At 70.5% G+C, this 12671-nt stretch carries 12 protein-coding genes; 5 read left to right on the top strand and 7 right to left on the bottom strand.

Features of this window, described 5'->3' with window-relative positions; all coding sequences use genetic code 11:
- Positions 1-90: 90 nt before the first annotated feature.
- Together AB0O82_RS13010 and AB0O82_RS13005 are read right to left on the bottom strand one after the other, a co-directional pair.
- Complete coding sequence (locus AB0O82_RS13010) at positions 91-789, bottom strand: hypothetical protein (protein ID WP_363583018.1); 699 nt, start codon at positions 787-789, stop codon at positions 91-93.
- A 124-nt stretch (positions 790-913) separates the two neighbouring features.
- Positions 914-1123 (bottom strand): hypothetical protein, encoded by a 210-nt coding sequence (locus tag AB0O82_RS13005; protein WP_350886337.1) that lies wholly within the window; start codon positions 1121-1123, stop codon positions 914-916.
- Positions 1124-1403: 280 nt separating this feature from the next.
- On the opposite strand from AB0O82_RS13005, the gene AB0O82_RS13000 reads away from it, so the two are divergent.
- Entirely contained in the window at positions 1404-2381 is a 978-nt protein-coding gene (locus AB0O82_RS13000; protein ID WP_363583016.1) for a carbohydrate kinase family protein, read from the top strand.
- On the opposite strand, the gene AB0O82_RS12995 is transcribed toward AB0O82_RS13000, so the two are convergent.
- Positions 2374-3774: an aminotransferase class V-fold PLP-dependent enzyme gene (locus AB0O82_RS12995; RefSeq protein ID WP_363583014.1), complete on the bottom strand. Its 1401-nt coding sequence runs from the start codon at positions 3772-3774 to the stop codon at positions 2374-2376. The two genes, AB0O82_RS13000 and AB0O82_RS12995, sit on opposite strands and share 8 nt — an antisense overlap.
- Before the next feature lie 368 nt (positions 3775-4142).
- Here AB0O82_RS12995 and coxB point away from each other — a divergent pair, with 368 nt between their 5' ends.
- From coxB to AB0O82_RS12975, 4 genes are all read left to right on the top strand, one after another.
- The gene (gene coxB / locus AB0O82_RS12990; RefSeq protein WP_363583012.1) at positions 4143-4997 is read left to right on the top strand and encodes a cytochrome c oxidase subunit II; all 855 of its coding nucleotides are present in this window, start codon (positions 4143-4145) and stop codon (positions 4995-4997) included.
- A complete protein-coding gene (gene ctaD, locus AB0O82_RS12985; protein WP_063347291.1) occupies positions 4994-6769 on the top strand; it encodes a cytochrome c oxidase subunit I in 1776 nt (591 codons plus the stop codon). The genes coxB and ctaD overlap by 4 nt, the downstream gene beginning before the upstream one ends.
- Positions 6769-7185: a cytochrome c oxidase subunit 4 gene (locus AB0O82_RS12980; protein ID WP_063347290.1), complete on the top strand. Its 417-nt coding sequence runs from the start codon at positions 6769-6771 to the stop codon at positions 7183-7185. Before ctaD ends, AB0O82_RS12980 begins: the two co-directional genes overlap by 1 nt.
- 179 nt (positions 7186-7364) lie before the next feature.
- Positions 7365-8627 carry an Ig-like domain-containing protein gene (locus AB0O82_RS12975; RefSeq protein ID WP_363583010.1) on the top strand — a complete coding sequence of 421 codons (1263 nt, stop codon included), beginning with the start codon at positions 7365-7367 and terminating at the stop codon, positions 8625-8627.
- A gap of 19 nt (positions 8628-8646) precedes the next feature.
- Here the strand turns inward: AB0O82_RS12975 and AB0O82_RS12970 are convergent, their stop codons facing one another.
- The 4 genes from AB0O82_RS12970 to AB0O82_RS12955 all read right to left on the bottom strand — a co-directional run bounded on the left by AB0O82_RS12970 (position 8647) and on the right by AB0O82_RS12955 (position 12644).
- Complete coding sequence (locus AB0O82_RS12970; protein ID WP_063347288.1) at positions 8647-9018, bottom strand: GntR family transcriptional regulator; 372 nt, start codon at positions 9016-9018, stop codon at positions 8647-8649.
- Between the two features lie 106 nt (positions 9019-9124).
- Positions 9125-10777, bottom strand: coding sequence for a ubiquinol-cytochrome c reductase cytochrome b subunit (locus AB0O82_RS12965; protein ID WP_363583008.1), 1653 nt, complete (start codon positions 10775-10777; stop codon positions 9125-9127).
- Complete coding sequence (locus AB0O82_RS12960) at positions 10774-11826, bottom strand: Rieske 2Fe-2S domain-containing protein (protein ID WP_363583006.1); 1053 nt, start codon at positions 11824-11826, stop codon at positions 10774-10776. The genes AB0O82_RS12965 and AB0O82_RS12960 overlap by 4 nt, the downstream gene beginning before the upstream one ends.
- 8 nt (positions 11827-11834) lie before the next feature.
- Positions 11835-12644 carry a c-type cytochrome gene (locus tag AB0O82_RS12955; RefSeq protein WP_063347285.1) on the bottom strand — a complete coding sequence of 270 codons (810 nt, stop codon included), beginning with the start codon at positions 12642-12644 and terminating at the stop codon, positions 11835-11837.
- Between the last annotated feature and the right edge of the window lie 27 nt (positions 12645-12671).

Below are 12671 nucleotides of genomic sequence, written 5' to 3'. Positions count from 1 at the left end.
GCACGTCCTCGGCCGGGTCGAGCGCGAGCAGCACGGGCTGGACGGCGTGCGCAGCCGCCCCGCGCTGGCCGTTCCGCACCGTTGTCGCGGCTACTGGCCGGCGACGTCCGGAGTGACCGGGTCCGGGCCCATGTGCGGATCGGCCTCCAGCGGCACGTTCTGGCCGCTCGACTGGTCGGTCACCGTCCGCCCGGCCAGCGGCGAGCGCAGATCGGCGGACACCGACTGCCGCTTGGCCAGCGCGTTGCAGACCTGCCCGGGCTGCACCGGCGCCGCCACCACGATCCTGACGTCCACCCGGCCGGGGTGCGACTCGTCCGCCTTCAGCGCGTACTTCTGGCAGACCCCGCCGAAGAAGTAGACGGTCAGCCCGTTGCTGCCGTCCACCCGGTAGGAGACCGCCGGGCGCGCCCCGGACCCGGCCGGGTCGGGCTCGCCCACCGCGATCCCGGGGCCCGGGGGAGTGCCCCCGGAACCGGCCGTCGACGGCTGCCCCGGGGCGGGCGAGGCCGCGGTGGGGGCCCACTTGGTCGGCGGCGTCTGGCCGGGCTGGTCCGACGTGGCCGACGGGCTCGCCGTCGGAGCCGGCGCGGACGGGGCGCCGGAGGACGCCGGGGCCTCCGGGGAGGCGCTCGCGCCCGCCGAGGTCGTGGCCGCACCGCCCGCCGCCGAGTCCGACGAGGTCTTGCCGTCCCCGTTGCACCCGGCCACCGTCACCACCGCCGCCAGCGCCAGGCCCGCCAGGGCCACCGCCCGCCGACCGCGCCGGGGCATCGTCTCCAGGTCCATCTGCACATCCTCCCGAGGGCTCAGCGGTGCCGCCCGCTCGGCCGCTCCGCGCGGATGTGACGTGACCCGGTCGGATCCGGTTCCACTTCGGTTCCACCCGCCCCGGGCCGGGGCGGGCGCCGGGTCACATGCCGTACTCGGCCATCCCGGCGACCAGCCGCTGCGCGTCGGACGGCACCCGGAACCCCTCCCGGGCGGGCGCGGCCGGCTCGGGACCGGTCGCCAGCAGCGGCCAGAACCGGCGCAGCCGCCGGGACGAACTCACCAGCGCGTCGAGGCTCTCGCCGTCGGCTTCGGTCCGGAGGGCGGGCAGCGGGGCGTGGCTGGGCATCATCGGGCATCGCTCCGATCCATGGCCGTGGCCGCACTGCCACGGTCGACGACGGGGCCCGCCCGGCTCGGCGGGGCCCCTGCTGCCGACCCTAGGCCGGGGTTCGGCCCACCCACCAGTGCTACCCGGAGGTAGTACACGTTCGACGGTGACGGGTGCCACGATGGCACTGCGGGCCGGCGGATTGCGGCGGTCTTGCTGCCGCCCGCCCCGAGCCCGGTACCGTGTGTGGGTTCACCCGTGCTTGCCCGTTGGCCCCGCAGCCATCCTGAGGAGACCTCCCGTGCGTATCGCCGTCGCCGGCTCGATCGCCACCGACCATCTGATGACGTTCCCCGGTCGGTTCGCCGACCAGCTCGTCGCCGAGCAGCTGCACACCGTGTCGCTGTCCTTCCTGGTCGACACCCTGGACATCCGCCGCGGCGGAGTCGCGCCGAACATCGCGTTCGGCATGGGCGTGCTCGGGCTGCGCCCGATCCTGGTCGGCGCGGCCGGCGCGGACTTCGCCGAGTACCGCAGCTGGCTGGAGCGCAACAACGTGGACTGCAACTCCGTCCACATCTCCGAGACCCGGCACACCGCCCGCTTCATGTGCACCACGGACGAGGACCACAACCAGATCGCCTCGTTCTACACCGGCGCCATGGCGGAGGCCCGCAACATCGAGCTCAAGCCGATCGCCGACCGCGTCGGCGGCCTCGACCTCGTCCTGATCGGCGCCGACGACCCGCAGGGCATGGTCCGCCACACCCAGGAGTGCCGCACCCGCGGCTTCGCCTTCGCCGCCGACCCCTCCCAGCAGCTGGCCCGCCTGGAGGGCGACGACATCCGCGACATCGTCGACGGCGCCGCGTACCTCTTCACCAACGAGTACGAGGCCGCGCTGATCGAGAGCAAGACCGGCTGGGACGCCGAGGAGATCCTCACCCGGGTCGGCACCCGGATCACCACCCTGGGCAGCAAGGGCGTGCGGATCGAGCGCAAGGGCGAGGCGGCGATCCTGGTCGGCTGCGCCGCCGAGGAGGCGAAGGTCGACCCGACCGGCGTCGGCGACGCCTTCCGGGCCGGCTTCCTGACCGGCCTGTCCTGGCAGCTCGACCTGGAGCGCGCCGCCCAGCTCGGCTGCATGCTCGCCACCCTGGTGATCGAGACCGTCGGCACCCAGGAGTACGAGCTGCGCCCGACCGCCTTCCTGAAGCGCTTCGAGGGCGCCTACGGCGCCGAGGCCGCCGCGGACATCCGCGCGCACCTGGTCAAGTAGTCCGCCGGACGACGAGGTAGGCCGAGCCCCGGTCGCCGCCGTAGTCGGCGGCCGGGGCCTCGCCCGCGTACTCCTGGCCGCGCATCCCGCACCAGGCCGGGATGTCCAGCCGGGCCGCCTCGTCGTCCGCGAGCACGGCGACCGTGCCGCCCTCCGGCACCTCGCCGATCCGCTTCGCCAGCTCGATGACCGGCAGCGGGCAGCGCTTGCCCAGCGCGTCGATCACCAGCAGGGGCCCGGCCGCCGGCTCCGGCTCCGGGGCCGACAGGTCCAGCCCGAACGGCGCCCGGACGCCCGCCACCAGCTCCGGCAGCACGGTGAGGAAGCGTTCGACGTCGGCCTCGGCCGTCCCGGGCGGCAGCGAGACCCGGACGTTCCCCTCGGTGAGCACCCCCATCGCGGCCAGCACATGGCTCGGCGTCAGGGTGGAGGAGGTGCAGGAGGAGCCGGAGGAGACCGCGAAGCCCGCCCGGTCCAGTTCGGTGAGCAGCACCTCGCCGTCCACGTACAGGCAGGAGAAGGTGACGATGTGCGGCAGCCGCCGCACCGGGTCGCCGACCACCTCCACCTCGGGCACCAGCTGCGGCACCCGGGCCCGGATGCGTTCCACCAGCGCGTGGAGCCGGGCGTTCTCCCGCGCGGCCTCGGCCCGGACGGCCCGCAGCGAGGCGGCCGCGGCGACGATCGCCGGGACGTTGACGTAGCCGGGCACCCGCCCGCCCTCGCGTTCGTCGGCCGGCAGCGGCGAGGCGTACCGGACGCCCTTGCGCACCGCCAGCACCCCGACGCCGGGCGGCCCGCCCCACTTGTGCGCGCTGGCGGTCAGCAGCGACCAGCCGGCCGGGACGTCCACCCGCCCGACGCTCTGCGCGGCGTCGACCAGCAGCGGGACACCGGCCTCGCGGCAGTGTCCGGCGACCTCGCCGACCGGCTGGACCGTCCCCACCTCGTGGTTGGCGCTCTGCAGGACGGCCAGCGCGGTGTCCGCGCGCAGCAGCGCGGCGAACACGTCCGGGTCGACCCGGCCGGCGCGGTCCACCGGCGCCACCGAGACGGTGCCGCCGCCCGCCTCCTGACGTTCGGCGACGTGCAGCACGCTGGAGTGCTCGACCGCCGAGTGCACCAGGTGGCCGCCGCGCCGCCGGTGGCCGGCCAGCGCGCCCAGCATGCCCAGGTGCACCGCCTGCGTCCCGCTCGCGGTGAAGGCGATCTCGTCCGCCCGGGCTCCCAGGGCCTCGGCCACCGTCTCGCGGGCGGCGTCCAGCAGCATCCGGGCCTGCCGGCCGGAGCGGTACAGCCGGGCCGGATCGGCCCAGCCCTCGTCCAGGGCGGCGGTCAGCGCCTGTCGTGCGACGGGGTGCAGAGGGGCCGTCGAGGCCGCATCGAAGTACACGGTCACATTTAACGACACACCCGGAGGCTTTCCGGTCCGACGACGTCGCTTACCGGCCGTCAGTCGATCACCCCGAATGTCCGCTTCGTCCGCGTCCGACGGACCGTCACCCGCGTGGTTCGAGGTCATCCCCCGATCGGGCGTAAGGACCTCGAATGCCTACGATGACCTGCGGCGCAGCCCCTGCCGGGCCTGATCGGGCGACCGGGCGGCGCGTTACCGGGGGCTGCCCGTCAGGAGCGCATAAGGCTGGAGTAGGGTTTGGCCCGCATAAGCATTCAAACCGTGCCCGTGGACGGGTCGCCGGGGAGGCTCACAATCCTCCGCGGGGCGACGCGAAGGCGGGCGAGACTTCGGGAAGGCGCTACGTGAGTCCCAACGGCTCCGACCGCTCGCCGCGGCGCACGATGCGGCGGAAGCTGCCTCAGGCGCTGGCACTGGGCCTCGTCATCGCGACCGCCACCGGCTGCTCGGCCAACGACCTCCCCAGGCTTGGCCTCCCGAGCCCCGTCACCAAGGAAGGGCCGATGGTCCTCCAGATGTGGCAGGGCTCCTGGATCGCGGCTCTGGTGGTCGGCGTACTGATGTGGGGTCTGATCATCTGGAGCGTGATCTTCCACCGGCGCAGCCGCACCGGCGTGGAGGTCCCCCCGCAGACCCGGTACAACGTGCCCATCGAGGCGCTCTACACCGCGGTCCCCATCATCATCGTGTCGGTGCTCTTCTACTTCGTCGCCCGCGACGAGTCGAAGCTGATCGCCGTCTCCGAGAAGCCGCAGCACACGGTCAACGTGGTCGGCTTCCAGTGGAGCTGGGCGTTCAACTACGAGAACACCGAGAACCCCGACCCGGCCAACAAGGACGCCGCGTACGACGTCGGTACGCCCAAGGAGGTTCCGACCCTCTGGCTGCCGGTCGACGAGTCGGTGCAGTTCCGGCTGACCTCGCGTGACGTCATCCACGACTTCTGGCCCGTCAACTTCATGATGAAGATGGACGTCGTGCCGGGCGTGGTGAACCGGTTCGAGGTCACCCCCACCGTCAAGGGCGAGTACATGGGCAAGTGCGCGGAGCTCTGCGGCACCGACCACTCGCGCATGCTGTTCAACGTCAAGGTCGTCGACCGCGCCGACTACGACAAGCACCTGGCGGACCTCCGGGCCAAGGGCCAGACCGGCGCGTTGCCCTCCGGCATCACGACCATGGGAAGTGAAGAGAAGTGACCATCCTCAACGAGCCCGCCGCGGCCGGCGGGGGCGCCGGGGCCGTCACGGTCGGGGCGCAGCGGACCCGCAAGCCGGGTTCGACCATCATCAAGTGGCTGACCACCACCGACCACAAGACGATCGGCACCCTGTACCTGGGCACGTCGTTCGCCTTCTTCCTGATCGGCGGCATCCTCGCGCTGGTCATGCGCGCCGAGCTGGCTCGTCCCGGGACCCAGATCCTGTCGAACGAGCAGTTCAACCAGGCGTTCACGATGCACGGCACGATCATGCTGCTGATGTTCGCGACGCCGCTGTTCGCCGGCTTCGCGAACTGGATCATGCCGCTCCAGATCGGCGCCCCGGACGTGGCGTTCCCGCGTCTGAACATGTTCGCGTACTGGCTGTACCTCTTCGGTTCGACCATCGCGGTGGCGGGCTTCCTGACCCCGAACGGCGCGGCCAACTTCGGCTGGTTCGCCTACTCCCCGCTGTCGGACGCGGTCCGTTCGCCGGGCGTCGGCGCCGACATGTGGATCATGGGTCTGGCCTTCTCCGGCTTCGGCACGATCCTCGGTGCGGTCAACTTCATCACCACGATCATCTGCATGCGCGCCCCCGGCATGACGATGTTCCGGATGTCGATCTTCGTCTGGAACGTCCTGCTGACCGCCGTGCTGGTCCTGCTGGCCTTCCCGGTCCTGGCCGCCGCGCTGTTCGCCCTGGAGGCGGACCGAAAATTCGGGGCCCACGTATTCGATCCCGCCAACGGCGGGGCGATGCTGTGGCAACACCTGTTCTGGTTCTTCGGCCACCCCGAGGTGTACATCATCGCGCTGCCGTTCTTCGGCATCGTGTCGGAGATCATCCCGGTCTTCAGCCGCAAGCCGATGTTCGGCTACTCCGGCCTGATCGCGGCCACCATCGCGATCGCCGGTCTGTCGGTGACGGTGTGGGCGCACCACATGTACGTCACCGGGCAGGTGCTGCTGCCGTTCTTCTCCTTCATGACCTTCCTGATCGCGGTCCCGACCGGTGTGAAGTTCTTCAACTGGGTCGGCACCATGTGGAAGGGCTCGCTGAGCTTCGAGACGCCGATGCTCTGGACGGTCGGCTTCCTGGTCACCTTCCTCTTCGGTGGTCTGACCGGTGTGCTGCTGGCCTCCCCGCCGATCGACTTCCACGTCTCGGACTCGTACTTCGTCGTCGCCCACTTCCACTACGTGGTCTTCGGCACCGTCGTCTTCGCGATGTTCGCCGGCTTCCACTTCTGGTGGCCGAAGATGACCGGCAAGATGCTGGACGAGCGCCTCGGCAAGATCACCTTCTGGACGCTGTTCTTCGGCTTCCACACCACCTTCCTGGTCCAGCACTGGCTCGGCGCGGAGGGCATGCCCCGCCGCTACGCCGACTACCTGGCCTCGGACGGCTTCACCACGCTGAACACCGTCTCGACCATCGGGTCGTTCGTGCTCGGCGCCTCGATGCTGCCGTTCCTCTACAACGTGTGGAAGACGGCCAAGTACGGCGAGAAGGTCGAGGTCGACGACCCGTGGGGTTACGGCCGTTCGCTGGAGTGGGCGACCTCCTGCCCGCCGCCGCGGCACAACTTCCTCACCCTGCCCCGGATCCGCTCCGAATCCCCGGCCTTCGACCTCCACCACCCGGAGATCGCCGCGCTGGACTACCTGGAGAACCACGGTGAGCCGGCCAAGCACCTCGCCGGCGTGACCCCGGCGAAGTACGACGCCCCGAAGCTGGACAAGGGCAAGAAGGAGGGCGACGTCTGATGAAGGAACAGGGAAAGATCTTCCTCGGCCTGGCCGTCTTCGTCCTCGCGATGGCCGTCACCTACGGCCTGTGGACCAACCACTCGGAGCACGGGATCGAGGCGGCCGGCACCACGGCGCTGTTCCTCGCCTTCGCGCTCTGCGCCTTCATCGGGTACTACCTCGCCTTCACCGCCCGCCGGGTGGACAGCGGCGCGGGGGACAACCCCGAGGCCGAGGTGGCGGACGACGCCGGCGAGCTGGGCTTCTTCGCCCCGCACAGCTGGCAGCCGCTCTCCCTGGCGATCGGCGGTTCGCTGGCGTTCCTCGGAGTGATCTTCGGCTGGTGGCTGCTGTTCTGGTCGATCCCGATCATCCTGATCGGCCTCTTCGGCTGGGTCTTCGAGTTCTACCGGGGCGAGAACCAGAACCAGTAGGTTCCCGGGTTCCGCCGACGACGACAGGGCCGGTCCTCCCGCACGGGGAGGACCGGCCCCGTTGCGTCTCCAGGGTGACGAAACCACTCACCCGGGTGAACGCGGGGTCGCTCCGATGTCGCTTCGGCCAGCCTCGTTCCTACGATCTGAGCAATCGTGCGGACCCTCGGAGGCGTTTCATGGCCGACAGGCGCGGAATCGCAGGTATCGGCGGCATCTCGCTGACCCTCGCAGTACTGGCCCCGCTGGCCGCCTGCTCGTCCGGCGGCGGCGAGGCGGTCGGCCCCCACCGGATCGACGCGGCCGCGTTCGTCCACCTCTCGGCCGAGGGCGGGGGCAAGGTCGACCCCTCCAAGCCGCTCACGGTGACGTCCGTGCCCGGCAGCCGGCTCACCGACGTCACCGTGACCGGCCCGGACGGCCGGGTGGTGGCCGGTCAGCTCGCCGAGGACCAGCACAGCTGGCAGACCACCGGCCGGCTGAAGGCCGACACCGACTACTCGGTGCGGATCGCCGCCGACGACGGCAAGGGCGGCCGCGGCGACACCACGGCGGACTTCAGCACCCTCGCCGCCCAGCGCCTGCTCACCGCCAAGCTGGGCCCGGACTCCTCCGGCAGCGGCATCTACGGCGTCGGCCAGCCGCTCACCGTGCAGCTCTCCGAGGCGGTGCAGGACCCGCAGGCCCGCCAGGAGGTCGAGCGCGTCCTGACCGTCAGCTCCCAGCCCGCCGTCACCGGCGCCTGGTACTGGGTGGGCGACAAGGAACTGCACTTCCGCCCGCAGGAGTACTGGCCGGCCGGCACCACCGTCTCGCTGGCCTTCGACGGCACCGGCGTCCGGATCGAGGACGGCCTCTACGGCGGCGACCGCAGCACGCTGGGCCTGCGGATCGGCGCACGGGTCGAGACGGTGGTCGACGCGGCCGCCCACGTGCTCACCCTCAGCCGTGACGGCGAGCTGGTCCGGAGCATCCCGGTGACCACCGGCAAGCCCGGCTTCGACACCCGCAACGGCGTCAAGGTGGTGCTCGGCCAGGAGCGGTCCGTCCGGATGAACGGCGAGACGATCGGGATAAAGGCCGGGAGCTCGGAGTTCTACGACCTCAACGTGGAGTGGGCCACCCGCGTCACCTGGAGCGGCGAGTACGTCCACGCGGCGCCCTGGTCGGTCCGCTCGCAGGGCCTGGAGAACGTCAGCCACGGCTGTACCGGCATGAGCACCGAGAACGCCAAGTGGTTCTTCCAGAACACCAGGGTGGGGGACCTGGTGACGGTGGTGAACAGCCGCGGCGCCACCATGGAGCCGTTCGGCAACGGCTTCGGGGACTGGAACATCTCCTGGACGGACTGGGTCAAGCACAGTGCCCTCGGAGAGCCCGTCAGCACCACCGCGCCGGCCTCCCAGGCCCACGCCTCGGGGATGATCCGCCCGGAGGCCTGAGGGCCCCTGGAGCGCCTTCTCAGGCCTCCTGGTAGGCCAGCCGCAGGGCGGCGTCCACCGCGGCCAGCGCATCCGCCCGCGGGAGCCCGAGCCGGGTCGCCCGCTCGGCGTACTCGGCGGCGGCCGCGGCGGCCAGCCGGTGCGCGGTGTCGCCGGTGGCCGCGATCAGCGTGCCGCGCCGGCCGTGGGTCTCCACCACGCCGTCCGCCTCCAGTTCCCGGTACGCCCGGGCGACCGTCCCGGCGGCCAGCCCCAGCTCCTCGGCCAGGGCCCGGACGGTGGGCAGCCGCAGCCCGGTCGGCAGTTCGCCGGAACGGGCCCGCTCGGCGATCTGGGCCCGGATCTGCTCGTACGGGGGAGTGGCGGCGGCGGGGTCGACGGACAGCTGCACGGGAGCTCCTGGAGGGTGCGGACGGGGGACGGGAAAGCCCGAGGGCCGCTGACCAGAAGAACTCTGGTCAGCGGCCCTCGGGTGTGACGCTGCGGGGCGTACGGGATCAGTGGTGGCCGTGGCCGCTGGTGATCTCGTGGTGCTCCTCGGAGGTCGGCTTGGGGATCTGGGCGCTGCCGCCGTAGAAGCCGCGGGACAGCTTGGCCCGGGTGCGGCCGAGCAGGCCGGCCTTGCTGGCCACGCCGTTCTCGTCCGTCTGGGCCGGCAGCTCGACCGGCTGGACCTGCTCGTGCGCGGTGAGCTTGTACAGGTCCTTCTGCGGCAGCTGGGCGTGCACCTCGACGAACTCGCCGTGCGGCAGGCGCTTGATGACGCCCGTCTCGCGGCCGTGCAGCACCTTCTCCTTGTCCCGGCGCTGGAGGCCGAGGCACCAGCGCTTGGTGACGATGAAGGTGATGACCGGCACCGCGAAGAAGCCGACGCGGACGAAGTAGGTGATCGAGTTGATCGACAGGTGCAGGTGGGTGGCGAACAGGTCGTTGCCACCACCGACCAGCAGCACCAGGTACAGGCTGATCCAGGCGGCGCCGAGCGCGGTGCGGACGGGCGCGTTGCGCGGGCGGTCCAGGATGTGGTGCTCGCGCTTGTCGCCGGTGATCCAGCCCTCGATGAACGGGTAGACCGCGATCGAGACCAGGACCAGCGGGAAGATCATCAGCGGGATGAAGACACCCAGGTTCAGGGTGTGGCCCCACAGGCCGACCTCCCAGCCCGGCATGACGCGGATCAGGCCTTCGGAGAAGCCCATGTACCAGTCGGGCTGGGCGTCCGTGGACACCTGGTCCGGGCGGTACGGGCCGTACGCCCAGATCGGGTTGATCGTGGCGATCGCCGAGATGGCGGCGATCAGACCGAACACCAGGAAGAAGAAGCCACCGGCCTTGGCCATGTAGACCGGCATCAGCGGCATGCCGACGACGTTCTTCTCGGTCTTGCCCGGGCCCGCCCACTGGGTGTGCTTGTGGTAGAAGACCAGGATCAGGTGCGCCACCAGCAGGCCGAGCATGATGCCCGGGATCAGCAGCACGTGGATCGTGAAGAAGCGCGGCACGATGTCGTGGCCGGGGAACTCGCCCCCGAACAGGAACATCTGGATGTAGGTGCCGACCAGCGGGACGGCGAGGATCGCGCCTTCCATGAACCGGATACCGGTACCCGACAGCAGGTCGTCCGGCAGCGAGTAGCCGAAGAAGCCGTCGAACATGCCCAGGATCAGCAGCAGGAAGCCGAAGACCCAGTTGATCTCACGCGGCTTGCGGAACGCGCCGGTGAAGAACACGCGCATCATGTGCACGAGCATCGCGGCCACGAAGACCAGGGCGGCCCAGTGGTGGATCTGCCGGATCAGCAGACCGCCGCGGACCTCGAAGCTGATGTCCACCGTCGAGGCGTACGCCTCGGACATCCCGATGCCCTTGAGCGGCACGTACGAGCCGTTGTAGACGACCTCGGCCATCGACGGCTTGAAGAACAGCGTCAGGTAGACACCGGTCAGGATGATGATGACGAACGTGTAGAGGCAGATCTCGCCCAGCATGAAGGACCAGTGGTCCGGGAAGATCTTGCGCAGGTTGGCCTTGGCGAGGGAGTAGATCCCCACCCGGCCGTCCGTCCAGTCAGCAGCGGCCTCCCACTTGTTGGCGGGCTTGGCGCGCGTGCTGGCGGGCTTGGCGGCACCGGTGGTGCTGCTCGTACTCATCGAGCACGCTCCCAGTAGCTCGGGCCGACGGGCTCGTCGAAGTCGCCGGTGGCGACCAGGTAGCCCTTCTCGTCAGTGATGATCTTCAGCTGCGGCAGCGGGTGGCCGGCCGGGCCGAAGATCACGCGCGCGCCGTCCGCCAGGTCGAAGGTCGACTGGTGGCAGGGGCAGAGCGCGTGGTGGGTCTGCTGCTCGTACAGGCTGATCGGGCAGCCGACGTGGGTGCAGATCTTGGAGTAGGCGAGGATGCCCTCGAAGGCCTTCTCCCGCGACCGGTCGTCCTTGATGTCGTCCGGCGCGATGCGCACCAGCATCAGGGCGTCCTTGGCGATCGCCTGCTGGAAGTCCTCGTCGTGGACGTGCAGACCCTCGGGCATGGCGAAGGTCAGCGAGCCGATGACGATGTCCTCGGCCTTCATCGGCAGGTTGGTGCTCATGTTGATGAGCTGCAGGGGCTTGGCCGGGGTCGCCTCGTTCCAGCCCGTCTCCTTCAGCTTCTTCTCGGGCAGCGGCCCGAGGTCGCGGAGCAGGACCACGCCGGAGAGCGGGACCAGCGCCATGGAGCCGATGAGGGTGTTGCGGATCATCTTGCGGCGGCCGAAGCCGGACTCGGCGGCACCGGTCTTGAACTGCTCGATGACGTCCGCGCGGACCTCGTCGTCAGCCTCGATCGGGTGGCGCTCGGCCGGCAGCTCGACGTCCGACATCAGCGTGCGGGCCCAGTGGACCGCACCCGCGCCGATCATGAACAGCGCGACGCCCAGGGTCAGGCCGAGCGCGAAGTTCAGCGCGCTGACGTGACCGAGCGGGAAGATGTAGACGATCTTGTCCGGGTCGATGGCCACGTACGAGGCGATGAAGCCGATGGTGGCGAGCATCGAGACCACGAACATCAGCGAGACCTGACGCTCGGCCCGCTGGGCGGCCCGCTCGTCGATGTCGGTGCGGCGGGGCTCGTGGGCCGGAAGGCCCGGGTCGGCGAACGGGTCGCCGTGCGCGGCGACGTCACCGGCGGAGCCGTGTGACTCCGGAAGCTTCTCTTCTGACATGTCGTGGCTCATGACTTCTTGGCCTTGGTGGTGTGGGCGGCGACCCAGATCGCGACCGCGATGAGCGTGCCGAGACCGAAGATCCAGCCGAACAGACCCTCGGTCACCGGACCGAGGCTGCCGAGCGTGAGACCACCGGGGTTGGGCTCATCGGAGGTGGTGTGGCGGACGAAGGCCACGATCTGCTTCTTCTGCTCCTCGGGCATGGTGGTGTCCGGGAACGACGGCATGTTCTGCGGGCCGGTCTGCATGGCCTCGTAGATGTGCTTGGCGTCCACGCCCTCCAGCGACGGGGCGTACTTGCCCTTGGTCAGGGCACCGCCCTGGCCGGCGAAGTTGTGGCACTGGGCGCAGTTGGTGCGGAACAGCTCGCCACCCTTGGAGATGTCGTCCGGGTTGGTCGAGGTGTACTGCTCCGGGGTCGGCGTCACCGGGCCGGGGCCGAGCGAGGCGACGAAGGCGGCGAGCTGGTCGATCTCCGCCTGCGAGTAGATGTTCTTCTTGCGCGGCACCTGGGCGCCGGGCTGCTGGGCCGGCATGCGGCCGGTACCGACCTGGAAGTCGACAGAGGCGGAGCCGACGCCGACCAGGCTCGGACCGTCGCTGCTGCCCTGGCCGTTCAGGCCGTGGCACGAGGAGCAGCCCACGGCGAAGAGCTTCTTGCCCTCATCGATCGCGAGCGACTGCGCGGCGACGTCGGCCTGCGCCTTGTCGGCGGGCGCGAACGCGGCGTACAGCCCCCCGGTTGCCGCCAGGGCGAGAAGTAGGACGACCAGCGCCGCCAATGGGTGGCGCCGTCGTGCGGAGAGCTTTTTCACGGAATAACCCCGGTGTCAGGATCTGGT

The organism is Kitasatospora sp. NPDC088264 (assembly GCF_040685715.1).
GTDB lineage: Bacteria > Actinomycetota > Actinomycetes > Streptomycetales > Streptomycetaceae > Kitasatospora.
The sequence above is the reverse complement of the archived record's forward strand: the minus strand, read 5'-3'. Positions and strand labels throughout refer to the sequence as shown.

Coding starts and splice junctions, on each gene's coding strand:
- AB0O82_RS13010 (WP_363583018.1), bottom strand. CDS start 789: ATGGACCTGGAGACGATGCCCCGGCGCGGTCGGCGGGCGGTGGCCCTG.
- AB0O82_RS13005 (WP_350886337.1), bottom strand. CDS start 1,123: ATGATGCCCAGCCACGCCCCGCTGCCCGCCCTCCGGACCGAAGCCGAC.
- AB0O82_RS12980 (WP_063347290.1), top strand. CDS start 6,769: ATGAAGGAACAGGGAAAGATCTTCCTCGGCCTGGCCGTCTTCGTCCTC.
- AB0O82_RS12975 (WP_363583010.1), top strand. CDS start 7,365: ATGGCCGACAGGCGCGGAATCGCAGGTATCGGCGGCATCTCGCTGACC.
- AB0O82_RS12965 (WP_363583008.1), bottom strand. CDS start 10,777: ATGAGTACGAGCAGCACCACCGGTGCCGCCAAGCCCGCCAGCACGCGC.
- AB0O82_RS12960 (WP_363583006.1), bottom strand. CDS start 11,826: ATGTCAGAAGAGAAGCTTCCGGAGTCACACGGCTCCGCCGGTGACGTC.